Genomic DNA, 22,748 nt, shown 5'->3' on the forward strand with positions numbered 1-22,748 from the left:
ACGTGGCAGCACCGCAGAATTACTTGGCCGTCATCAAGGTCGTCGGCATCGGCGGCGGTGGCGTGAATGCAGTTAACCGAATGATCGAAGTCGGCCTTCGCGGCGTCGAGTTCATCGCCATCAACACCGATGCCCAGGCTCTCCTCATGAGCGACGCGGACGTCAAGCTTGACGTCGGACGCGAGCTTACCCGCGGTCTGGGAGCCGGCGCCAACCCCGACGTCGGACGCCAGGCCGCCGAGGACCACGCCGATGAGATCGAAGAGGTTATCCGCGGAGCCGACATGGTCTTCGTCACCGCAGGCGAAGGCGGCGGCACCGGAACCGGCGGCGCCCCCGTCGTGGCCCGGATCGCACGCTCGCTCGGCGCCCTGACTATCGGTGTCGTCACGCGACCGTTCACCTTCGAAGGCCGCCGGCGCGCCGGTTCGGCCGAGGCTGGCATCGACGCGTTGCGCGACGAGGTCGATACCCTCATCGTGATCCCCAACGATCGTCTCCTCTCCATCAGCGACCGCAACGTCTCCGTCCTGGACGCTTTCCGTTCCGCTGACCAAGTGCTCCTGTCCGGTGTCCAGGGCATCACGGACCTCATTACCACCCCCGGCCTGATCAACCTCGACTTCGCCGACGTCAAGTCCGTCATGCAGGGCGCCGGCTCCGCCCTCATGGGCATCGGCTCGGCACGCGGTGAAGACCGCGCTGTCAAGGCCGCTGAGCTCGCTATTGCCTCACCCCTGCTGGAAGCGTCGATCGACGGCGCCCACGGCGTGCTGCTCTCCATTCAGGGCGGCTCGGACCTTGGTCTGTTTGAAATCAACGAAGCAGCGAGGCTTGTGCAGGAAGTCGCCCACCCAGAGGCCAATATCATCTTCGGTGCCGTCATTGACGACGCCCTGGGTGACGAAGCGCGCGTTACGGTTATCGCCGCGGGCTTCGACGACGTCAAGGCCACTTCGCCGTCCATGAACCAGCCGGCGGCCCAGCAGCCGGGCCAGCACCTGGACCCTCCGGCTCAGGACCGTCCCGCAGCACCTTCGGCGGCTCCGGCCTACTCCGCGCCGCAACACGTTTCTGCCGGCGTCGGCGCTTCCGGCTTGAGTAACTGGGGCCAGCAGCGCTCGGCTTTGCCGGCTGACTCGGGCTTCGACGTGGACCTTCCGGCCGTCGTAGAACCGGACCTCTCAGGCAGCCGTACCGACGACCTCGACGTTCCGGACTTCCTGAAGTAGCCGATCCATATCAAGCCATTCAGGAGAGTCAGTCAGTAGTGTTTTGGTGGCGAAAAGAAGTGCGACCAGGAGTTTCGGTCGCCTTCTCCGATAGCAATGCGGGCAACCTTGCACTGCACGTGGCGGACAATCCTGAGGATGTCATGGTGCGCCGATCCCGGTTGGAAACAGCGGCGGGGCTCGGCGAACGGCATTTCCAATACATGAACCAGGTCCACGGAATAGCCGTCGAATTCATCACCGGGCACGGTGACGGTCCAACGGCGGACGCCATGGTGTCCAGGGGGCAACCACTTGCGGTTATGGTGGCAGACTGTGTCCCGATCGTGCTGTTGGGCGAGGGGCTGGGCAGTACGACGCCCGTTTTGGCGGTAGCCCACGCCGGCCGCGCCGGCGTTGTTGCGGACATCGTTTCGGCCACGGTCACTGAAATGCGGAGCCACGGCGCAACGGCCATCAGTGCCTGGCTCGGTCCTTCCATCTGCGGCGAATGCTACGAAGTTCCCGGTCAATTGCGTGCGGAAGTGGCGGCTGTTGTGCCGGAGACCTGGGCCACTACCAGGTGGGGTAGGCCCGCGTTGCACCTGCCGGCCGGCGTGCGGGCCCAGCTGGAGGCGCTGGGCGTCACGGTCGAGTATTCGGGGGAGTGCACGCTGGAGACCGCGCAGCTCTACTCGTACCGGCGCAATCAGCAAACCGGCCGCTTTGCGGGATTGGTGTGGACTCATGAGCGAGGCGTGGTCGCATGAGTGAGGACTTCCCGGCAGCGGAAGGCGCCGCGGGCGATCCACGGACCGCCGAGCTGCGCGATCGGCTCGCCGCGGTCCGTCGGCGGATTTCCGCGGCAACCCGTGCGGCTGGGCGCGGCGAGGAGCCACAGCTGATCGTCGTCAGCAAGTTCCATCCAGCAGCGGACGTCGCCCGGCTCGTTGCCCTCGGAGTGACCGACGTCGGTGAAAACCGCGACCAAGAGGCGGCCGCGAAGGCCGCGGAACTTGCCGGACTCGCCTTGCGTTGGCACTTCATCGGTCAATTGCAAAGCAACAAAGCCAAGTCCGTGGCGAAGTACGCGTTTTCTGTCCAGTCGATTGACCGTCCGCAGCTCGCTGAGGCCTTGGCCAAGGCTGTTGCACGGCAGCAGGACGAGTCCGGCAGGCCGGACCTTCATTGCTACATCCAGGTGAGTCTTGAGGACGACGCCGGTGCCCATCGCGGCGGCGCCGCTCCTGCCGACATCGAGCGCCTTGCCGAATCGATCGCCATCGCCTCCGGGTTGCGTCTGGCCGGCGTGATGGCCGTTGCTCCCCTCGGAGCGCCTCCCGAGGAGGCTTTTGAGAAGCTCGCCGCGATTTCAAGGGATCTGCGGGGAGTACATCCGGAGGCTGTGGGGATCTCAGCCGGGATGAGCCAGGACCTCGAAGCTGCCGTCCAATTCGGTGCGACACACCTGCGAATTGGTTCGGATATTCTCGGTTCGCGTCCGCGGGTGGGGTAGCGTCAAAGTATTGGAAGCGACGGGCCGGGATTTCAGCTATGTCAAGTCATAGGCGGCCCGCCCACTGCAGACACGATAGGAGTCCAGCATGGCTGGCGCACTGCGCAAGACAATGGTTTATCTTGGGCTCGCCGATGGCGATGAACACTACGAGTCTGAGCAGCACGTGCAGCACACGGACGAGGACCGGTCTGTTGACCATCATCGCGAAGAGCGCCGCGCCCCTGCACCTGTACGTGAAGTAGTTCGTGAAGTCCCCCCTGTCGCCGAAGAGGAATACCGCGCACCTGTGACACCTATCAAGCGTGCGGCATCGAGCCGCGAAGACGCCTCCGGACTGAGGCAGATCACCACCGTCCATCCCCGCTCCTACAACGACGCCAAGATCATCGGCGAAAGTTTCCGGGACGGCATCCCGGTGATCATGAACGTCACCGACATGGGTGAGGCAGATGCCAAGCGCCTTGTCGATTTTTCTGCCGGCCTTGTCTTCGGACTCCACGGCAGCATTGAGCGCGTCACCAACAAGGTTTTCCTGCTGTCGCCGTCGTACGTCGAAGTCCTCGGCGACGACAAGAAAGTCAGCGAAGCCCAGGCGACGTTCTTCAACCAGAGCTAGCGCCAACAGCAATCGATGCCAGGCAGAGCGATCTGCCTGGCATCTGTGTTGCAATAGAGGGACTGACCGAGAAAAGTGGCGAACTAGGAGATCTGAGCTAACCCGTGGGCATAGTTTTCGGCCTTTTGTACATTGCACTGATGCTGTTCCTGGTCACCCTCATTGTCAGGCTCGTCTTTGATCTGGTGCAGATGTTCGCGCGCCAGTGGCGCCCCCGTGGCGCTGCCCTGGTGGCCGCGCACGTGGTCTACTCCGTGACTGATCCGCCTCTGAAGCGGATTCGCCGGCTTATCCCACCCCTGCAGCTCGGTGGGGTTTCCCTTGACCTGGCATTTCTGATCGTGTTTATTGTCGTCAGCATCGCGATGGGATTCGTCTACACGCTGGCGTAGCTTTTCCGCAGGCCATTGCCGGCGATCTTTTTGCTCGGCGGTGTGCTGCAATCCTCCGATCCAACACGATGGTGTTGAATTGGGGGAATCAGATGATATTTAGGTACCGTAGTTTTGAACGGCCGGAAGGCCTACTGACTAACTAGACCAACGAGGTGACCAGATGGCTTTGACGCCAGAAGACGTTGTCAACAAGCGCTTTCAGCCGACCAAGTTCCGCGAAGGCTACGACCAGGACGAGGTCGATGACTTTCTCGACGAAATCGTCGTCGAGCTGAGGCGTTTGAACCAAGAGAACGACGAGCTGCGCAAGAAGCTCGCCGAAGGCGGAAACCCGGTTCCCGCCAGCGCAGTATCGGCACCCGTGGTCGAGAAAGTGCCTGCACCGGTTAAGGCCGACAAGGACGCTCAGGCCAAGGCAGAAGCCGAAGCGAAGGCAGCCGAGGCTGACAAGAAGAAGGAACCGGTCGCGGCCGTTCCTGCCGCTCCGGCCCCTGCAGGGATCGCTGCTGTCGGCTCTCCCTCCGCCGAGTCCGCAGCCGGCCTGCTTGCCATGGCGCAGCAGATGCACGACAAGCACGTGGCCGACGGTGAGCAGCAGAAGGAAAAGATCATTGCCGAGGCGCAGATCGAAGCTTCCAGCCTTGTCAACGACGCGCAGGACAAGTCCCGCAAGATCCTCGGCGCCCTTGAGCAGCAGCGCTCTGTTCTCGAACGCAAGGTGGAGCAGCTTCGCGGCTTCGAGCGCGACTACCGCTCCCGCCTGAAGGCCTACATCGAAGGCCAACTGCGTGACTTGGACGCCCGCGGCTCCGTTGCGGCTCCCGAGGTTGGCGAAGCCGCCGCAGAGGTCTAGCAAGTATTCTGAAAGCCGGTGGCTGGGGATTCCTCGGCCGCCGGCTTTCGCGTGTTAAGGCACCAGAAGCCACGGTTACCGAATGAAAGTACTATGAGCGACGAACAAAATGACGGCACCACGGAGCCGCTCCGCACCAAAGTCCACACGTGGCGCCCCGCATTGCTCTGGGTTTTCGCAGGCTTCGCCGTCTTCGCGTACGCCTTCGATCAGCTGACCAAGCTCTGGGTCACCAGCACCATGGTTGAAGGCGAACGGACCCCCGTGCTGCCTCCGTTGCTGCATTGGTACTACATCCGCAACTCCGGGGCGGCCTTCTCGATCGGCGAAAATGTCACGTGGGTCTTCACGATCGTCATGGCTGCCGTGTCCGTAGCGATCTTGTTCCAGTTGCGTCGCTTGGGATCCGCCTGGTGGGCCCTTGCCCTCGGATTGCTCTTGGGTGGGGCGCTTGGAAACCTCACGGACCGGCTCTTCCGCGAGCCCTCTTTTGCCATGGGCCACGTAGTGGACTTCATCCAACTGCCCAACTTCGCTATTTTCAACATCGCCGACTCAGCGGTGGTTTCCGGCGTCGTGATCATCTGCTTGCTGACCCTGCGGGGGATCGGCCTGGATGGCTCCCGCCAGCACTCCTCCGGATCCCGCGCTACCACGCCGGATGAAGCTGCCACACCGGATCGTGAGGAGTCGGGCGATGTCTGAGCAATTCGTGGTGCCCGAAGAGCTGGGTGGGGCCAGGGCAGACGCCGGACTGGCGAAACTCATGGATATCTCCCGTTCTGCGGCTGCTTTGCTGATCGCCGAGGGCAACGTGACCGTCTCCGCGAGTGCGGCGGGCAAATCGGCCGCAGTGGGTAAGTCGGCGAAGCTCCTTGCGGGGTCCGTGCTGGAAGTCACCGTTCCCGAACGCCGGGATCCCTTGGAAGTCGTGGAGGAAGTCGTGGAAGGCCTGAAGATCCTGTTGGACGATGAGGACTTCGTTGTCATCGACAAACCTGTTGGCGTGGCTGCGCATCCGTCGCCGGGGTGGGTTGGCCCTACCGTGGTCGGTGGCCTCGCTGGTGCCGGATACCGGATCTCCACCTCCGGTGCGCCTGAACGGGCCGGGATCGTCCACCGTCTCGATGTGGGGACGTCAGGCGTGATGGTGGTGGCGAAGACCGAACATGCTTACACGGTGCTCAAGAGGGCCTTCAAGGAACGCACGGTGGACAAGGTCTATCATGCTGTCGTTCAGGGCCTGCCGGACCCGCTGGAGGGCACTATCGACGCGCCCATCGGGCGTCACCCGGGGCATGACTGGCGCTTTGCGGTGATCGAAGATGGCCGTCCCTCGGTGACCCACTACGAAGTCCTCGAGGCTTATGGCAAGGCGACCCTCGTGGAAATTCACCTTGAGACCGGCAGGACACACCAGATCAGGGTTCATTTCTCGGCCCTCCGGCATCCCTGTGCGGGCGATCTGACCTATGGAGCGGATCCGCGCCTGGCCGCAAATCTAGGACTTACCCGGCAGTGGCTGCATGCGCGCCAGCTTGGCTTCAACCACCCCCGTACTGGCGAATGGGTGGAAGTCACCAGCCAGTACCCGGAAGACCTCCAGTACGCGCTGGAGCTTCTCGAAAGCGGCAACGCATAGGGAGAATTCTGCTCCATTCGAGTGACCCCTGCCGGTAGACTGTCGTGGTGACTTCCAGCAATGACTCGTTCGTCCATCTGCACACCCACACCGAATACTCCATGCTGGATGGTGCGGCCCGTCTCACCGAGTTGTTCGATGAGACCGAGCGGCTGGGGATGCCTGCGCTTGCCACCACGGACCACGGTTACCTGTTCGGTGCCTTCGATTTCTGGAAGAAGGCCACCGACAAGGGCATCAAGCCGATCATCGGCGTCGAGGCTTATGTCACCCCGGGGACGGCGCGCGGGGACAAAGAGCGCGTCCGCTGGGGCGAGGAGAGCCAGCGCAAGGATGACGTCTCCGGTGGTGGCTCCTACACCCATATGACGCTGCTGAGCTACAACAACGTCGGCATGCGCAATCTGTTCCGGGCATCCTCGATTGCTTCCCTCGACTCGGTGTTCGGGAAATGGCCCCGGTTGGACCGCGAGCTGCTGAACACCTATTCCGAGGGCCTGATCGCCACCACCGGGTGCCCTTCCGGCGAGGTCCAGACCCGGCTTCGGTTGGGGCAATACCGCGAGGCCCTCGCGGCGGCTTCTGAGTTCCGTGACATCTTCGGTGCGGAAAACTACTTCTGCGAGCTAATGGACCACGGCCTGGACATTGAGCGGCGGGTCACGGGCGACCTGTTGCGGTTGGCCAAGGAACTGAAGCTCCCATTGGTGGCCACCAACGATCTCCACTACACGCATGAGCATGACGCCAAGGCGCACGAGGCCTTGTTGGCCATCCAATCGGGTTCCACCCTGTTGGAGCCGACCTATGACAACGGCGGCTCCCGATTTGCCTTCTCCGGCAGCGGTTACTACTTGAAGTCACCGCAAGAGATGCGTGAGTTGTTCCGTGATCATCCCGAAGCGTGCGACAACACCCTGCTGATCGCGGAGCGCTGTGAGGTGTCCTTCAACACGGGGGCCAACTACATGCCTCGTTTCCCTTGCCCGCCGGGCGAGGACGAGACGTCGTGGCTGGTCAAGGAAGTGGCAACCGGGCTCGATTACCGCTATCCCAAGGGCGTCCCGGACAAGGTACGCAAGCAGGCCGACTATGAGCTTGACGTCATCACGTCCATGGGGTTCCCGGGGTACTTCCTGGTGGTGGCCGACTTCATCAACTGGGCCAAGAACAACGGCATCCGGGTGGGCCCGGGCCGTGGTTCCGGTGCTGGCTCCATGGTGGCGTATGCCATGCGTATCACCGACCTCGATCCCCTTGAGCACGGCTTGATTTTCGAGCGTTTCCTCAACCCGGACCGCGTGTCCATGCCTGACTTCGACGTCGACTTCGATGATCGCCGCCGCTCCGAGGTCATCGACTATGTCACCCGGAAGTACGGCGACGAACGCGTCGCGATGATTGTCACCTATGGCACCATCAAGACCAAGCAGGCGCTCAAGGACTCCTCCCGCGTGCTCGGGTACCCGTTCAGCATGGGTGAACAGCTCACCAAGGCCTTGCCGCCGGCTGTGATGGCCAAGGACATCCCGCTCGCGGACATCCAGAACCCGGAGGCCAAGCGCTATGGCGAGGCCGGGGACTTCCGCCAGCTCATCAGCACGGACCCCGAGGCTGCCAAGGTCTTCGAGACCGCACTGGGCATCGAAGGACTGAAACGCCAGTGGGGCGTGCACGCCGCCGGCGTCATTATGTCTTCGGACCCCATCATCGACGTCATCCCTGTCATGCGCCGTATCCAGGACGGCCAGGTCATCACGCAGTTCGATTACCCGACGTCCGAGGGCCTTGGGCTGATCAAGATGGACTTCCTCGGCCTGAGGAACCTGACGATCATTTCCGACGCCCTGGAAAACATCAAGATGAACCGTGGAGTTGATCTTGACTTGGAGAACCTGGCGTTGGACGACGCCGCGTCGTATGAGCTGCTCGCGCGCGGTGACACTTTGGGGGTGTTCCAGCTCGACGGCGGGCCCATGCGGTCCCTGCTCAAGCTCATGAAGCCTGACAACTTCGAAGACATCTCCGCCGTGTTGGCTCTGTACCGGCCGGGTCCCATGGGCGCCAATGCGCACACCGATTACGCCCTCCGAAAGAACAAGATCCAAGAAGTCATTCCCATCCACCCGGAGCTCGCGGAGCCGCTGGAGGACATCTTGGGCGGTACCTTCGGCCTGATCGTGTATCAGGAGCAGGTCATGGCCGTGGCCCAGAAGCTGGCAGGCTATTCACTTGGCCAAGCCGATATCCTGCGCCGTGCAATGGGCAAGAAGAAGAAATCCGAGCTGGACAAGCAGTTCGCCGGATTCTCCCAAGGCATGCAGGACAACGGCTATTCCATGGCGGCCGTGAAGACTCTCTGGGACATCCTGCTGCCGTTTTCGGACTACGCCTTCAACAAGGCGCACTCGGCCGCGTACGGGGTCATCTCCTACTGGACTGCGTACCTGAAGGCCCACTACGCCCCGGAATACATGGCAGCCCTGCTCACCTCCGTGGGCGACGACAAGGACAAATCGGCGATCTACCTCAATGAATGCCGGCGCATGGGCATTACGGTCCTGCCGCCGGACGTCAACGAGTCAAGCCTCAACTTCACCCCTGTCGGAACTGATATCCGCTTCGGGATGGGGGCCATCCGCAACGTTGGCGTCAACGTCGTGGAGGCCATGGTTGCGGCCCGGGCGAGCGAGGGCGCCTACACCTCCTTCAAGGATTTCCTCATGAAGGTGCCCGCGGTAGTCTGCAACAAGCGCACCATTGAATCCCTCATCAAGGCGGGCGCGTTCGACTCCCTTGGCCATCACCGCCGCGCGCTGGCGATGGTGCACGAAGAAGCGATCGACTCCGTCATCACGCTCAAGCGCAATGAAGCGATTGGCCAGTTCGATCTCTTTGCTGGATTCGAGGACCAGGAGCCGGAGGCCTCCCTGAGCACGGAGATCCCGGACCTGCCGGAATGGGAGAAAAAGGACAAGCTCGCCTTTGAGCGGGACATGCTTGGGCTTTATGTCTCCGACCATCCATTGCAAGGGCTCGAGGGTGTCTTGAGCCAGCATGCCGAGCAGTCGATCACGTCGATTCTGGGAGAAGACGGACCGCACGACGGCGCCATCGTCACCATTGCGGGCATGATCACTTCGCTTAGCCGCAGGATCGCCAAGGCAAGCGGCAACGCCTACGCGAGGGCGGAGATCGAAGACCTGGGCGCTTCCATCGAGGTGATGTTCTTCGGCCAGGTCTACGGCCCTATCGCTTCGGTCCTCGCAGAGGACCTGATCGTCGTGGTCAAGGGCCGCCTGCAGCGGCGCGACGACGGTGCGGTCACCCTGAACTGCATGGAGCTCTCAGTACCGGATCTGAGCGAAAGCACCAACGGGCCGCTGGTCATCACGATGCCCACCTACAAGGCAACCGAGGCCGTAGTCACTGATCTTCGCGATGTCCTGAACACCCACCGGGGAAACTCCGAGGTCAGGCTCCATTTGCAGGGTGATTCCAAGGTCGAAGTGATGGGCTTGCCCGTGCACCTGCGGGTCAATCCCACCCCATCCCTTTTCGGTGATCTCAAGGTTCTTCTTGGCCCGACCTGCTTGGACAGTTGATCGGGCGCGGCTACCTGAGCCAGCCGGCCGGTGACCGTCCGGCCCAGCCGGTGACGCTAGATTTCCTGCGCTAGATTTCGTAGTCGAGCGGAACCGGTTGGCCGTAGGAGCCCGAGTGGTACAGCAGGGGAGTGTCATCTTCGCCAACAAGTCCATCAACGACTTCGACCACGACGATCGCGTTGTTTTCGAAGGACAGGCGCATCTGGATCTTGCCGATCAACCAGCCGGCCACGTTTTTCAGTATGGGGACATCGAAGGGTCCGGGTTCCCAGTGATCGCCTTCGAACCGTTCCTGGGTGCGGGCGAATCGGTCGGCAAGTGCTTGGTTCTCGAGGCCCAGCATGTGCAGGCCGATGTACGTTGAATTCGCCACTGCGGGCCAGGAACTCGAACTGCGGGACATGTTGAACGTGAAGCGGGGCGGCTCTGCCGACAGGGAAGCCACCGACGTGGCGGTGAAGCCGAAAGGCTTGCCGTTGAGGTCGGCGGTGATGATGGCGACCCCGGCGGCATGCCGGCGGAACATTTGCTTGAATGTTCCCTCAAAAGCCGATTTTTCCGAAGCCACTTTGCTCGATCTCCTGCATGACCTATTGGTAATAACGCTGGTGGCTTCAGCGTATTCCGCCACCCGTTCGGGCGCTCCCTTGTTGAGCGTCCAGAAACGTTTGTTAATGTTTGTGTCATGACCAAGCCAATATCGAACCTCCTCGTGTCCGTTGCCGCGGCGGACACGGATCCGCGAGACCGCAGATGGTGGTTATGGCTCGCGGTGCCAGCCGCTTCGGGCATCGGACTGGGCTTGGCATGGTGGCTCCTGGCGCCGGGCGGCCTCAACTTGATTTCCGGAAATTCCGCCCTCGCCGACCCCTCCGCTGCTGCGGGTCGGCTTCCGCGGGACTTGGTCCTGGCCGGGCTTTTGCTTCTCGCAGGCTGCTTCACGGCTGTCCTGCTCGACAGCAAGGTCCGGAAGCCGGGTCAGGGCATGAGAACTCTCCTCGCTGTCGTCGGCGGTCTGGTTGGTGCCCTGGTGGCGTGGCAGGTTGGCTTGCTGGCGGCGCAGTGGTGGGGTCCTGCCCCCAGCGCCGCAGCGAATGGAAGTGAAGGCTTCTCCTTACGGGCAATGGCGGCCCTTTTGCTGTGGCCGGGAGCGACTGCCCTTGTGACTTTTCTGCTGACTCTTTTCGGGCTGATGGGAAAGCCGCCGGAGGCATCGCCCCATGCCCCGTAAAATGATCTGGTGACCATTTCTCCGGAGAACTCTGCCGACACCGCCGCCCAGACCCTGGACTTCCGCCGCATTGACTTGCGCGGACGATCCCTGACCTTGGCGGAACTGCGCGCCGCGGTGCCCCGGGCGAAGCATCAGACCATGGCGGACGCCGAGCAAAAGGTCCTGAATATCATTGCTGCCGTCCGCTCCCGCGGTTTTGAAGCGCTTGGTGAGTTCGCCATGGCGTTCGACGGCGTGGAACAGTCCCACCCCCGCGTGCCGGCAGAGGCCCTCGCCGGGGCCCTTGAAAAGCTGGATCCGGCCGTCCGAGCTGCCCTGGAGGAATCCATCAGCCGTGCCCGACGCTTCGCCGACGGCCAGCGGCCCGCGAACGTCGACGTGGAACTGGGGGACGGCGCCGTCGTCAGCCAGAACTGGGTACCGGTGGGGCGCGTGGGCCTTTACGTCCCCGGCGGGCTGGCCGTGTACCCGTCCTCGGTCATCATGAACGTCGTACCAGCGCTGGCTGCCGGAGTCCCGTCGATCGCTTTGGCTTCCCCGCCCCAGAAGGACTTCGGCGGCTTACCCCACCCCACCATCCTGGCCGCTGCCGCATTGCTGGGAATTGACGAGGTCTATGCCATCGGAGGTGCCCAGGCGATCGTTTCCTTTGCCTACGGAATCCCGGGAGCTGGCGACGAACAGCCCATCGAGCCCGTGGACGTGGTGACCGGCCCCGGCAACATCTTCGTGGCCACCGCCAAGCGGCTTGTGAAAGGCGTCGTGGGGATCGACTCAGAGGCGGGCACCACGGAGATCGCCATCCTGGCCGACGCTTCGGCCCGCCCGGCGCTCGTGGCCGCGGACCTTATCAGCCAGGCTGAACACGACCCCAAGGCGGCCTCGGTCCTGATCACCGATTCCGAGGAACTCGCCTCGGACGTGCGGCGGGAACTCGCAGTGCAGTCGGGAATTACCAAGCACGGCGAACGGGTCCGCACCGCACTGTCCGGACCGCAATCAGGCGTGGTGTTGGTAGACGATCTCGAACAGGGCATCGCGGTCTGCGATGCGTACGCGGCAGAACACTTGGAAATCATGACGGCGGACGCAGCCGCGGTCGCCGCAAGGATCCGCAACGCGGGGGCGATTTTTGTAGGAGACTACAGCCCGGTCAGCCTTGGCGATTACTGTGCAGGCTCCAACCACGTGTTGCCGACGAGCGGTACCGCAGCCTTCTCCTCGGGCCTGAACGTCACAACGTTCCTTCGCGCCGTCCAAGTCATCAATTACAACAAGGCTGCCTTGGAGGAGGTCAGCAGGCACATTGTGAGTCTTGCTGACGCGGAGGACCTTCCTGGCCACGGCGACGCGGTCAAGATCCGCTTTGCAGATGCGTAACCACTACATGTATGGGCGCCCACCACTACATATAGTAATTACAGTATTGTCATTAGCCCTTATGTAGCCGTAGACTGGTGCCGGAAGTCAAACTTCCGGCGCCTTTTGCGTCCCGGCCGATGCTGCCGCGATGACGTTCGGGCCGGAACCGAGCAAGGGAGGCACAGCGTGTATTGTCCGTTCTGCCGAAACCCTGACTCGCGCGTCGTGGACAGTCGAATGGCCGACGACGGCTCCGCCATCCGCCGTCGGCGGCAGTGTCCTGAATGCGGCCGCCGTTTCACCACGGTGGAGACCACCAGCCTGTCTGTCATCAAGCGCTCCGGGGTGGGAGAACCGTTCAGCCGGATAAAGATCATCAACGGCGTGCGCAAGGCCTGCCAAGGCCGGCCCGTGACCGAAGACGACCTCGCCATGCTGGCCCAGGAAGTCGAAGAAAACATCCGTTCCTCTGGTGCGGCCGAAATTGACGCCCACGAGGTCGGTTTGGCCATCCTCGGACCGCTCCAGAAACTGGACGAGGTGGCCTACCTGCGATTTGCCAGTGTTTATCAAGCCTTTGAATCCTTGGAGGATTTCGAATCCGCCATCGCGCTCCTCCGCCATGAGGCTGAAGCTGCAGCTACGGAAAACGCTGGGAAGGGCGCCAAAGGCAAGAGCTCGGAGAAGAGCACCCTCTAGCTCCGGTGGTGGCAGCGGAGGGGAAGCCGCAGCCACCACCGGCACCACCTATCGTCCGCCGGAAACCGGGAGCACGGCTCCTGTGATGTAACCTGCGTCATCGGACATCAACCACATGACGGCAGCGGCCACTTCATCGGGGTCCGCACCCCTGCCCATCGGTATCCCCGGGTTGAGCCGTTCTACGCGGTCAGGCATTCCCGCCGCCGCGTGCAATCCCGTGTTGGTGCTCCCGGGAGCGACGCAATTCACCCTGATGCCCTGTTTTGCTACCTCGGACGCGAGGCCCACCGTCAGCACATCAACCGCGCCTTTGCTCGCAGCATAGTGCGCCCACGTGCCTGGAGAACCGGCTTTCGTCGCAGTGGAGGAAACGTTGACGATCGAGCCGCCACGCCCGCCGCTGCCGGTGGAAAGACGTCTGACTGCCTCCTGGCAGACAAAGATCAATCCGCTCACGTTGACGTCCACAACACGGCGAATCGTTTCGCTCGGTACGTCTGCGAGGTTGCCGATGAGGTTGCCCGTGATGCCGGCATTGTTCACCACCGCCGTCACCGGACCTACGGCAGCCGCGGCATCAAAGAGCGCGGCAACCTGCGAGGGGTCGCTGACATCCGCCTGCACGCTGCCGGCCGTTCCGCCTTTGGCCTGGATTTCCGCGACGACGTTCCGTGCGCCATCGGCGTCCGTGGAGTAGTTGACGACGACGGCGTACCCTGCGGCGGCAGCCCTGAGGGCTATGGCAGCGCCAATGCCCCGGCTGGCGCCGGTGACAACCGCGACGTCGGGCACGCCGTCGTCCATCTGGAATGCAGCCGTGTTACTTGGCAAGCTTGTGGTGGAGGGCGACGTCCAGGGCGGCTCCCACGATTCCAGCGTCGTTCTTCAGTTCCGCCGTGACGATGCGAGTACGCAAATCCAAGTGCGGGAAGTACTCGTCCGAGCGCTTCGAAATTCCGCCACCGATGATGAAGAGCTCGGGGGAGAACAGGAACTCGACGTGCGAGAGATAGCGCTGCAGCAGCACGCTGTACTCCTCCCAGCTCAAGCCGTCGCGTTCACGCGCGACGGCGGAGGCCTTCGTTTCGGCGTCGTGGCCGTCCACCTCGAGGTGGCCGAGCTCGGCATTGGGGACCAGATGTCCGTTGAAGATGAAGGCTGAGCCTATACCCGTGCCGAGGGTAATGACGAGGACGGTACCATCGACGCCTTCGCCCGCACCGTAGCGGGCTTCCGCGAGGCCGGCTGCGTCGGCGTCGTTGATCACCTCGACAGGACGATCCAGTCGCTTGGTGAGCAGCGAATCAATGTCGGTGTCGAGCCAGGACTTGTCGACGTTGGCTGCAGAGCGGACCACGCCGTGCTGGATGATTCCGGGGAAAGTGACGCCGACAGGCGAACCCTGAGCAGGGGAGTCCGAACGCGCCGACAACTCGTCCACGATCTGTGCGATCACTTCGGCGACAGCTTCGGGAGTGGCGGGCTGCGGGGTGGGAATACGAAGGCGGTCCCCGAGCAGCTTGCCCTTCTTGAGATCGACGATGCCGCCCTTGATGCCGGTGCCACCGACGTCGATGCCGATCAGCGGGCCGTTCTTGTGGATCTTCTCATCCTTCTTGGTCAATGCGTTTCCGTTCATGGCAGGAGGGGTGGGCATGTCGCAGCGCGAACGGCTGCAGGTGACCTTCCGGAGAGCTTAAGGAAGAGTCAGGATTTCGGCGCCGGTCTCGGTAACCAGCAGGGTGTGTTCGAATTGTGCGGTCCGCTTGTGGTCGCGGGTGACTACGGTCCAATCATCGGGCCACATGTCCCACTCGATCGTTCCGAGGGTGAGCATGGGTTCAATCGTGAAGACCATGCCGGCTTCGATCACGGTGTTGTAGGCCGGCGCGGCGTCGTAGTGGGGGATGATGAGGCCCGTGTGGAAGGCCTCGCCGACGCCGTGGCCGGTGAAGTCGCGGACCACGCCATACCCGAAGCGTTTCGCGTAGGACTGGATGGCTCGGCCGATCACGTTGATTTCGCGGCCGGGTGCCACGGCTTTGATGGCACGATTGAGCGACTCCTGGGTGCGTTCAACCAGCAGGCGGGACTCTTCGTCCACGTCTCCCACCAAAAAGGTGTAGTTGGTGTCGCCGTGAACGCCGTTGATGTAGGCCGTGATGTCGATGTTCAGGATGTCGCCGTCTTGGACCACGGTGCTGTCCGGAATGCCGTGGCAGATGACCTCGTTGAGGGATGAGCAGAGGGACTTGGGGAAGCCGCGGTAGCCAAGCGTTGACGGGTAGGCGTGGTGGTCCAGAATGAACTCGTGGCCTATCCGGTCCAGCTGGTCCGTGGTGACGCCGGGCTCGATGTGCTTTCCGACCTCGACAATCGCCTGGGCGGCAATCTTGCTGGCGACCCGGATCTTCTCGATGGTTTCCGCCGATTTGACCTCTGAACCGGTGAACTTCGCCGGTGCCGGTTTGCCGACATACTCCGGGCGCGGGATGGACGCCGGTACAGGCAGCTGTGGGCTGACGGTTCCTCGGGTGAGCGTGCCGATGGGTGCGGTCAGGGCGGGAGAAGGCATAGATTGATCATATAAGGGACGCACGAGACGCAAGTAACTAAGTAGCTACATAACAGCGCCGTAGCAGGGCTACAGCCCCCGCCAACGCTTCGGCGGGATTCGCAGAGGAGGAACCGTGGCGGAGTTCTGGTACAACGTTCAGACACACCAGATCGAAGAGGACGCGTTGTCCGACTGGACACAGCTGATCGGACCTTACAAGACCCGTGAGGAAGCGGAGCACGCCCTCGAGAAGGTCAAAGCCCGCAACGAAGCCTGGGACAAGGACGACGAGGACTGAAGGTGGGTTCTCCTAGAAAGAGTGTTCCGGGCCGGGGAACTGGCCGGACCTGACGTCGTCGGCGTACGCCTTCGCCGCCTCGCTGAGTGTGGTGCGCAGGTCCGCATACTGCTTGACGAACTTGGCCATCTTGCCACCGCGCAGTCCGGCCATGTCCTGCCACACGAGAACTTGGCCTGTGGTTGCGTTGCCCGCGCCGATTCCGATAGTGGGTACCTCAATGGCGGCGTCGACGGCAGCCGCCGTTTCGGCTGGAACCATCTCCATGAGCACACAAAACGCTCCGGCATTGGCCAGGGCAACTGCATCCTCGATCAGGCGGGTGGCGTCATCGCCCCGGCCCTGGACGCGGTAGCCGCCCAACGAGTGTTCGCTCTGGGGCGTGAAGCCGATGTGCGCCATGACGGGAATGCCTGCTTGGACCATGGCCCGCACGGTCGGCGCATAGAACGCGCCGCCTTCGATCTTGACGCCATGTGCCAAGCCTTCCTTCAGGAAGCGGACGCCCGTGGCCACTGCCTGCTCCGGCGACACTTCATAGCTGCCGAAAGGAAGGTCGGCTACTACCAAGGCACGCTTGGCTGACCGAGCCACCGCTCGGCACAAAGGCAGCAGTTCGTCGACGGTCACAGGCAGGCTGGTTTCGTTTCCGAAAACATTGTTCGAGGCCGAATCGCCGATCAGCAGGACCTCGATGCCCGCCTGGTCGAAGATTTCGGCCGTGTATTGCTCGTAGGCGGTCAGCATGGCAAAGCGTTCACCCTTGGCTTTGGCCTGTTGAAGGTGATGCGTCCGGATCCTGGCAGGAGCCTTCGATGCTGAAAGGTCCGTTGAAGCCGCTGCACCTGCACCAGCGGGTCCCGTCCCATAGGGGGCAGGAACTTCGGCGGGCATGCTGGAATCGGAACTGTTGCTTGGGGCCATGAATAGAGCGTATGCGGTACCAGCCGTCCTAGCCACCGGCGCATGAGGAGCCTCACATTTGTAAACGCTGTGTTACGCGAACCGGGGGTGCAGCCATTCCGGGCCAATGCTTAGTAGAGTGAATGCTGAGTTGTCGTCGGCTTCGAACTTCGAACCTGCGGCATGGACGTTGACCCGGAAATGAGGCCCCATGGACCGCCAGCAAGAGTTCGTTCTGCGAACTATCGAAGAGCGTGATGTGCGCTTCGTACGCTTGTGGTTTACCGACGTCGTCGGTTCCCTGAAATCGGTGGCGCTGGCTCCGGCAGAAGTAGAAGGCGCCTTCGAAGAAGGCCTGGGTTTTGATGGCTCGGCCATCGAAGGACTCGCCCGGGTGTTCGAATCCGACATGCTGGCCCAGCCCGACCCCTCCACGTTCCAGATCCTTCCGTGGCGCGGTGAGACCGAACAGACCTCCAGGATGTTCTGCGACATCCTGACTCCCGACGGCGAGCCCTCCTCGGCCGATCCCCGTAACGTGCTCAAGCGCACCCTCGCCAAGGCCGCGGACATGGGATTCACCTGCTACACGCATCCCGAGATCGAGTTCTATCTCCTGAAGTCCCAGGACCTTGACCCCAACGGCGTTCCTGTTCCCGTTGACGAGGGCGGCTACTTCGACCACGTACCCGGTGGCGTGGCACAGGACTTCCGCCGTACGGCCGTGACCATGCTCGAATCCGTGGGTATCTCCGTGGAATTCAGCCACCACGAGGGCGGTCCCGGGCAGAACGAAATCGATCTTCGCTACGCGGACGCCCTCCAGACCGCGGACAACATCATGACCTTCCGCACGGTCATCAAGGAGGTGGCCTTGCAGCAGGGAACCTACGCCACGTTCATGCCCAAGCCGTTCACGGACCACCCCGGGTCCGGCATGCACACACACTTCTCGCTGTTCGAGGGCGACACCAACGCCTTCTACGAAGCCGGCGCCGAATTCCAGTTGTCCAAGACCGCACGCCAGTTCATTGCAGGTATCCTGCGCCACGCTCCGGAATTCACCGCCGTCACCAACCAGTTCGTGAATTCGTACAAGCGTCTCTGGGGCGGAGGCGAAGCGCCGAGCTACCTGAGCTGGGGCCACAACAACCGTTCGGCCCTGGTTCGCGTGCCCCTCTACAAGCCGGGCAAGGGCCAGTCCGCACGGATCGAATACCGCGGGATTGACTCCGCCACCAACCCCTACCTCGCCTACGCCGTGTTGCTGGGCGCCGGGCTCAAGGGGATCGAGGAAGGCTACGAGCTTCCGGCTGCAGCGGAAGACGACGTCTGGTCGCTGACCTCGGCCGAGCGCAAAGCGATGGGCCACACGCCACTGCCGGCCAGCCTCCACGATGCCATCCGCGCCATGGAGGATTCGGAGCTCGTAGCGGACATCCTCGGCGAACAAGTCTTTGACCACTTCCTGCGTAACAAGCGTGCGGAATGGCAGGACTACCGGCTCCAGGTCACGCCCTACGAGCTCAAGCGCAACCTCGGCATTCTCTAGGCTGTGGGTGTGAGCCTGGCCCGCCGGCTCATCTCAGCCGGCTTCAGCGACCTTGAGAAGGGTGAACGGTTCCTTGCCGCCCGTGAACTCGACGGCATCGACCAAGACACGATCTTTGCCGGGCTGCACCTGAGCGCCAACCCGGACACCGCGCTCCAGTCGCTCGTCCGCCTGATTGAAAAGCACCCTTCACTCAAACAGCTCGCGGGGGAGCACCCGGATCGCAGCGAGCCGCTATATCGCCTGCTGGGGGCTTCCGAGGCCCTGGGGGAGTTCCTCATCAGGCATCCGGAGCATCTGGACGTCTTCGATGTCCGGGTCAGCCCTGAGCCGTTGTCTGCCGACGCCGGCGAGCTACGGATGAAACTCCTCCGTTCGGTCAAAGCGGACCCCAACTCTCCGAGGCCCGTTGCCGGAATGTCGGGACCAAGCGCATACGCCGCTCTTCGGACGGCCTATCGGCGGGGGCTGACCGAACTGGCCATCAAGGACCTCTGCGCCGCCAGCCCCCAGGACTTCATGCCCGCCGTCGGCGCCGAACTGGCCGACCTCGCCGGTGCCGCGATAGAGGCCGCCCTGGCGGTGGCCCGGGCGGAAGCAGCGGCGACGTTCGATGCTACCGATATTGCCGGCGTCGGGCTGGCTGTCATCGGTATGGGCAAATGCGGTGCCCGCGAGCTCAACTACATTTCCGACGTCGACGTGATCTACGTGATCGAGGCACCCGATCTTGAGGATGCCAAGGCCGCGACAATCGGTACGGCCCTGGCCGCAGGGATCTCGCGTGCCATTTCTTCCACAGGGTCCGAACCCGGATTGTGGGAGGTTGATGCGAACCTGCGGCCTGAGGGGAAATCGGGTCCGCTGGTCAGGACGTTGCCCTCGCACTTGAGCTACTACGCGAAGTGGGCTGAAAGCTGGGAGTTCCAAGCGCTCCTTAAAGCCCGGACCATCGCTGGGGACAAGGAACTGGGCGAGCGTTACGAGCAAGCCGTCCAGCCGCTCGTGTGGGCCTCGGCCGGCAGGGAAGGCTTCGTGGAATCCGTGCAGGCGATGCGCCGCAGGGTCACCAACAACATTGCTCCCGCGGAAGAACAACGCCAGATCAAGCTGGGTCCCGGCGGCCTCCGCGACGTTGAGTTCACGGTGCAGCTCCTGCAACTCGTCCACGGAAAGTCCGATGAAACGCTCCGTTGCCGGGATACGACGTCGGCAATCTCCGCTCTGTCCGCAGGCGGCTACATTGGCCGCGTCGACGCCGCCGCTTTTGACGCCGCCTACCGCTATCTGCGGGTCCTTGAGCACCGGATCCAGCTGTTCCAGATGCGCCGTACCCACCTCATGCCCACCAGCCAGGACTCCCTGCGATTCCTCGCGAAGGCCGTCCTGGGGCCGTTTGCCACTGGCAGGCCACATCCTGACGCCCTGATCGAAACCTGGCAGAAGACCAAGCGATCCGTCCGGGAACTGCACGATCGGATCTTCTACCGGCCCCTGCTCAATACTGCCGCAAAGCTGAGCAGCGAAGACGCCAGGCTCACTCCGGAAGCTGCTCAGGGTCGGCTAGCAGCACTCGGCTACCGCGACCCGCAAGGGGCCATGCGCCATATTGAGGCCCTCACAGCCGGGGTCAGCCGACGCGCCGCTCTTCAGCGGCAGCTGCTTCCCATCCTTCTCGGCTGGCTCGCCGAAGGAGTAGACCCCGACGCCGGACTGCTCGCCTTCCGTCGTGTCAGCGAAGCCCTCGGAACCACCCATTGGTATCTCGGAATGCTCCGGGACTCACAGGCGGCAGCCGAGCGGCTTTGCCACGTGCTCTCCAACTCACGGCTGATCGCGGACCTCCTGGAAGTTTCCCCGGAATCCGTTGCCTGGCTCGGGGCCGACAAGGAACTCATGCCCCTGAGCTTCGAAGCCCAGTGGCAGGAAATCCAATCCAAGATGTCACGCCATGCCGATCCCGAAAATGCCATGCGGCTCATCAGGCTCATCCGACGCCGGGAGATCCTCCGTATTGCCATCGCGGACAGCTCCGGCCTCCTCGAGCAGGATGCAGTGGGCACGGCATTGGCCGACGCCGACCGGGCAGCAGTTCTAGGCGCCCTGCACGTCGCTGAAGCTATCGTGGCCTCCGAGGGCCCCCTCAAAATGCAGGTCCTGGTGGTTGCCATGGGCAGGCAAGGCGGACGCGAGATCGGGTACGGCTCGGATGCAGACGTCATGTACGTTCATCGCGCCCTTCCCGGGGCAGGTGAATCGGAAGCGCAGCAGCAGGCCCTCGCCATTGTGGGGCATATTTCCACCCTCCTGACCCAACCCCTTAAACCGGCCATCCTCGCCGAGCGTGTCCTAGCCGTTGACGCCGATCTTCGCCCCGAGGGGAAGAGCGGTGCCATGGTCCGTTCACTGGAGTCTTACGCGGAGTACTACCGCCGGTGGTCCCTTATCTGGGAGGCGCAGGCGCTTCTGCGGGCCCAACCCATGGCTGGCAACGACGAATTGGCGGCAGAATTCCTCCGGCTCATCAACCCCATCCGCTACCCTAAGACACTCGCTGAAACGGATCTGCGGGAGATCCGACGGGTCAAGGCCCGCGTCGAGTCCGAGCGACTCCCCAGGGGGGCAGATCCGGCGAGGCACGTGAAACTCGGCAGGGGCGGACTGAGCGACGTCGAGTGGCTTGTGCAGTTGCTGCAGCTCCAACACGCGGGCGAACATCCGCAGCTCCGGACCACCTCCACGCTGCAGGCGCTTGACGCCATTGAGTCGTTGGGCTTGATCGACAAGAGCGACGTCGTGTTGCTGCGCGAAGCGTGGAGGCTCGCGAGCCGTATCCGATCGGCAAATGTTATTTGCACCGGGCGCGCCTCTGACCTCTTGCCTGCCTCCCGGCGGGACCTGGAGGCAGTTGCCCGCTGGTGCGGCTACGCCCCCGGCCAAGCTGCAGTGTTCGAAGAGGACTACCTGCGCCTGAGCCGGCGGACCCGGGCGGTGTTTGAAAAGGATTTCTACGGCCAGTGATTTGCCGTTCGAGCCACAGGACGCAGCGCGTGGACAGCTAAGCTCGAAGGATGCTTGAAACGGTGTGGATCATTCCCTTGAAGAACCTCGACGACGATGCTCGCGCCATCAAGCTCGGCGACGTCGCGGCTATGGAACTGGCAGCCGGGCAGGAGGACTTTGTCGGGGACCCTTTCACGATGATGCTCATGGGCTTGGAGGACGAAACCCGCCTGCCGTATGTGATCGAAGAGGCCGGTGCCGCCGTCGGAGTTTTCACGTTGCAGGCCGGTGCCGCGACCCTGGCAGGATGGCCTGACGACGATTCCGCCTGGCTCTTGCGGGGATTCCTGATCGACCGGCGGCACCAAGGGAAAGGCTTGGGTTCCCAGGCCGCCGCCGCCGCTGCCCGGGAAGGGCTGAAGCTGACGGCGAGGCTGGGTGGCGGCCAGGCCGGCGTCGTACTCTCCGTCAATGAGCGCAATCCGGCAGCCCGCGCCGCCTACGAGAAAGCGGGCTTTATCGACAGCGGCAGGTACCTGGGTGGTTCCTCCGGTCCGCAATGGACGATGTACCGGGAGTTCAGCCGTTAGGCGGTATCTAGGACTCGACGAGCGTCAGGATTGTCTCCGGGCGCACGCCGTCGAATTTCATGGCCTCGGCCGCAACTTCGGACTCCATCATTCGCTGGAATGTTTCCATGTCCGGGACTTCGACGATCAGTCCGACACGGTTGGTTTTTGCCGGGTCTGCGAACGTTCGAACCGTAATGCCCATGGGTCCGAAGATTTCTTCACGTTTTGGTGAGCTGAGCCAGTGCTCCACGTCGTCGACCTCATGGAAGATCATCAAGGTTGTCATCGTATGCCTCCGCTTTCAGAAGTTGCGTCAGGAGCCGGAAGGGATGAGGACTCGCTTCTAAGCATCCTGATCACGCTGAACGTACCACGGCGTCCACTGCGGCGACAGGCTTCCGCGGGTGCGGATTAGAATAATAAGCATGCTTACAGTAAGGTTGCTGAGGTTTGTACAGCGATAAAGGCAATCATCAGAATGTTTACGACTGAAACGGAAGGTACATCATGAATGTCATCCTCGGAATCGTCGCGGTCATCGCGATCGTTTTCTTTATCATTGGCGGCACGGTAAAGGCCCTGGGGTTCCTTCTCTGGATCGCCCCGATACTGATCGTCTTGGCGATCGTCGTCTTCCTCTTCCGGTTGATTAGCGGGCGCCGGCGGGTGTAGGGAAAATTGGGGGTCCGACCCCGGGAATTCGAGGCCTTTACAAAAGGAC

At 62.7% G+C, this 22,748-nt stretch carries 23 protein-coding genes; 17 read left to right on the forward strand and 6 right to left on the reverse strand.

From position 1 onward, the window contains the following. The first annotated feature begins 2 nt into the window (after positions 1 to 2). From ftsZ to dnaE, 9 genes are all read left to right on the forward strand, one after another. Complete coding sequence (gene ftsZ, locus HNP00_RS11130; protein WP_184738997.1) at positions 3 to 1,232, forward strand: cell division protein FtsZ; 1,230 nt, start codon at positions 3 to 5, stop codon at positions 1,230 to 1,232. Between the two features lie 38 nt (positions 1,233 to 1,270). Then, a complete protein-coding gene (locus HNP00_RS11135) occupies positions 1,271 to 1,981 on the forward strand; it encodes a polyphenol oxidase family protein (RefSeq protein ID WP_184738999.1) in 711 nt (236 codons plus the stop codon). Then, positions 1,978 to 2,727: a YggS family pyridoxal phosphate-dependent enzyme gene (locus HNP00_RS11140; protein WP_184739002.1), complete on the forward strand. Its 750-nt coding sequence runs from the start codon at positions 1,978 to 1,980 to the stop codon at positions 2,725 to 2,727. The genes HNP00_RS11135 and HNP00_RS11140 overlap by 4 nt, the downstream gene beginning before the upstream one ends. 88 nt (positions 2,728 to 2,815) lie before the next feature. Continuing rightward, a complete protein-coding gene (locus tag HNP00_RS11145) occupies positions 2,816 to 3,346 on the forward strand; it encodes a cell division protein SepF (RefSeq protein WP_184739004.1) in 531 nt (176 codons plus the stop codon). Positions 3,347 to 3,450: 104 nt separating this feature from the next. Next, positions 3,451 to 3,738 (forward strand): YggT family protein, encoded by a 288-nt coding sequence (locus HNP00_RS11150; protein ID WP_184739006.1) that lies wholly within the window; start codon positions 3,451 to 3,453, stop codon positions 3,736 to 3,738. Between the two features lie 163 nt (positions 3,739 to 3,901). Further along, positions 3,902 to 4,594 carry a DivIVA domain-containing protein gene (locus tag HNP00_RS11155; RefSeq protein ID WP_184739008.1) on the forward strand — a complete coding sequence of 231 codons (693 nt, stop codon included), beginning with the start codon at positions 3,902 to 3,904 and terminating at the stop codon, positions 4,592 to 4,594. Between the two features lie 93 nt (positions 4,595 to 4,687). Continuing rightward, positions 4,688 to 5,299, forward strand: coding sequence for a signal peptidase II (lspA, locus tag HNP00_RS11160; RefSeq protein WP_184739010.1), 612 nt, complete (start codon positions 4,688 to 4,690; stop codon positions 5,297 to 5,299). Further along, on the forward strand, positions 5,292 to 6,236 hold the full coding sequence (locus HNP00_RS11165) for an RluA family pseudouridine synthase (RefSeq protein ID WP_184739012.1): 945 nt from the start codon (positions 5,292 to 5,294) through the stop codon (positions 6,234 to 6,236). Before lspA ends, HNP00_RS11165 begins: the two co-directional genes overlap by 8 nt. 47 nt (positions 6,237 to 6,283) lie before the next feature. Then, the gene (gene dnaE / locus HNP00_RS11170; protein ID WP_184739015.1) at positions 6,284 to 9,841 is read left to right on the forward strand and encodes a DNA polymerase III subunit alpha; all 3,558 of its coding nucleotides are present in this window, start codon (positions 6,284 to 6,286) and stop codon (positions 9,839 to 9,841) included. Between the two features lie 70 nt (positions 9,842 to 9,911). Here dnaE and HNP00_RS11175 read toward each other — a convergent pair whose 3' ends face one another. After that, positions 9,912 to 10,412: a flavin reductase family protein gene (locus HNP00_RS11175; RefSeq protein ID WP_184739017.1), complete on the reverse strand. Its 501-nt coding sequence runs from the start codon at positions 10,410 to 10,412 to the stop codon at positions 9,912 to 9,914. A 117-nt stretch (positions 10,413 to 10,529) separates the two neighbouring features. On the opposite strand from HNP00_RS11175, the gene HNP00_RS11180 reads away from it, so the two are divergent. The 3 genes from HNP00_RS11180 (at position 10,530) to nrdR (ending at position 13,139) form a co-directional block, all read left to right on the forward strand. Further along, on the forward strand, positions 10,530 to 11,075 hold the full coding sequence (locus HNP00_RS11180) for a hypothetical protein (protein ID WP_221451416.1): 546 nt from the start codon (positions 10,530 to 10,532) through the stop codon (positions 11,073 to 11,075). A 9-nt stretch (positions 11,076 to 11,084) separates the two neighbouring features. Then, positions 11,085 to 12,458, forward strand: coding sequence for a histidinol dehydrogenase (gene hisD / locus HNP00_RS11185; RefSeq protein ID WP_184739019.1), 1,374 nt, complete (start codon positions 11,085 to 11,087; stop codon positions 12,456 to 12,458). Between the two features lie 168 nt (positions 12,459 to 12,626). Further along, positions 12,627 to 13,139 (forward strand): transcriptional regulator NrdR, encoded by a 513-nt coding sequence (gene nrdR, locus HNP00_RS11190; protein ID WP_184739021.1) that lies wholly within the window; start codon positions 12,627 to 12,629, stop codon positions 13,137 to 13,139. Positions 13,140 to 13,187: 48 nt separating this feature from the next. Here nrdR and HNP00_RS11195 read toward each other — a convergent pair whose 3' ends face one another. The 3 genes from HNP00_RS11195 to map all read right to left on the reverse strand — a co-directional run bounded on the left by HNP00_RS11195 (position 13,188) and on the right by map (position 15,717). Next, positions 13,188 to 13,946, reverse strand: coding sequence for an SDR family oxidoreductase (locus HNP00_RS11195; RefSeq protein ID WP_184739396.1), 759 nt, complete (start codon positions 13,944 to 13,946; stop codon positions 13,188 to 13,190). A gap of 16 nt (positions 13,947 to 13,962) precedes the next feature. After that, positions 13,963 to 14,766: a polyphosphate--glucose phosphotransferase gene (gene ppgK, locus HNP00_RS11200; RefSeq protein WP_184739398.1), complete on the reverse strand. Its 804-nt coding sequence runs from the start codon at positions 14,764 to 14,766 to the stop codon at positions 13,963 to 13,965. Between the two features lie 72 nt (positions 14,767 to 14,838). Continuing rightward, positions 14,839 to 15,717: a type I methionyl aminopeptidase gene (map, locus tag HNP00_RS11205; RefSeq protein WP_184739023.1), complete on the reverse strand. Its 879-nt coding sequence runs from the start codon at positions 15,715 to 15,717 to the stop codon at positions 14,839 to 14,841. Between the two features lie 115 nt (positions 15,718 to 15,832). Between map and HNP00_RS11210 the strand changes: the two genes are divergently transcribed. Beyond that, complete coding sequence (locus tag HNP00_RS11210; protein WP_184739025.1) at positions 15,833 to 15,997, forward strand: SPOR domain-containing protein; 165 nt, start codon at positions 15,833 to 15,835, stop codon at positions 15,995 to 15,997. A 12-nt stretch (positions 15,998 to 16,009) separates the two neighbouring features. Here the strand turns inward: HNP00_RS11210 and panB are convergent, their stop codons facing one another. After that, entirely contained in the window at positions 16,010 to 16,921 is a 912-nt protein-coding gene (panB, locus tag HNP00_RS11215; protein WP_184739027.1) for a 3-methyl-2-oxobutanoate hydroxymethyltransferase, read from the reverse strand. 190 nt (positions 16,922 to 17,111) lie between these two features. Between panB and glnA the strand changes: the two genes are divergently transcribed. The 3 genes from glnA to HNP00_RS11230 are packed head-to-tail and all read left to right on the forward strand — an operon-like array spanning position 17,112 to position 22,045. After that, complete coding sequence (glnA, locus tag HNP00_RS11220) at positions 17,112 to 18,452, forward strand: type I glutamate--ammonia ligase (protein ID WP_184739029.1); 1,341 nt, start codon at positions 17,112 to 17,114, stop codon at positions 18,450 to 18,452. 9 nt (positions 18,453 to 18,461) lie between these two features. Then, positions 18,462 to 21,473: a bifunctional [glutamine synthetase] adenylyltransferase/[glutamine synthetase]-adenylyl-L-tyrosine phosphorylase gene (locus tag HNP00_RS11225; RefSeq protein ID WP_184739031.1), complete on the forward strand. Its 3,012-nt coding sequence runs from the start codon at positions 18,462 to 18,464 to the stop codon at positions 21,471 to 21,473. A gap of 50 nt (positions 21,474 to 21,523) precedes the next feature. After that, positions 21,524 to 22,045: a GNAT family N-acetyltransferase gene (locus HNP00_RS11230; RefSeq protein ID WP_184739032.1), complete on the forward strand. Its 522-nt coding sequence runs from the start codon at positions 21,524 to 21,526 to the stop codon at positions 22,043 to 22,045. A gap of 7 nt (positions 22,046 to 22,052) precedes the next feature. Here the strand turns inward: HNP00_RS11230 and HNP00_RS11235 are convergent, their stop codons facing one another. Then, on the reverse strand, positions 22,053 to 22,313 hold the full coding sequence (locus HNP00_RS11235; protein WP_184739033.1) for a hypothetical protein: 261 nt from the start codon (positions 22,311 to 22,313) through the stop codon (positions 22,053 to 22,055). A 221-nt stretch (positions 22,314 to 22,534) separates the two neighbouring features. On the opposite strand from HNP00_RS11235, the gene HNP00_RS11240 reads away from it, so the two are divergent. After that, the gene (locus tag HNP00_RS11240) at positions 22,535 to 22,699 is read left to right on the forward strand and encodes a hypothetical protein (RefSeq protein WP_184739034.1); all 165 of its coding nucleotides are present in this window, start codon (positions 22,535 to 22,537) and stop codon (positions 22,697 to 22,699) included. Positions 22,700 to 22,748 lie beyond the last annotated feature (49 nt).

The organism is Arthrobacter sp. AZCC_0090 (genome assembly GCF_014207375.1).
Classification (GTDB): domain Bacteria; phylum Actinomycetota; class Actinomycetes; order Actinomycetales; family Micrococcaceae; genus Arthrobacter.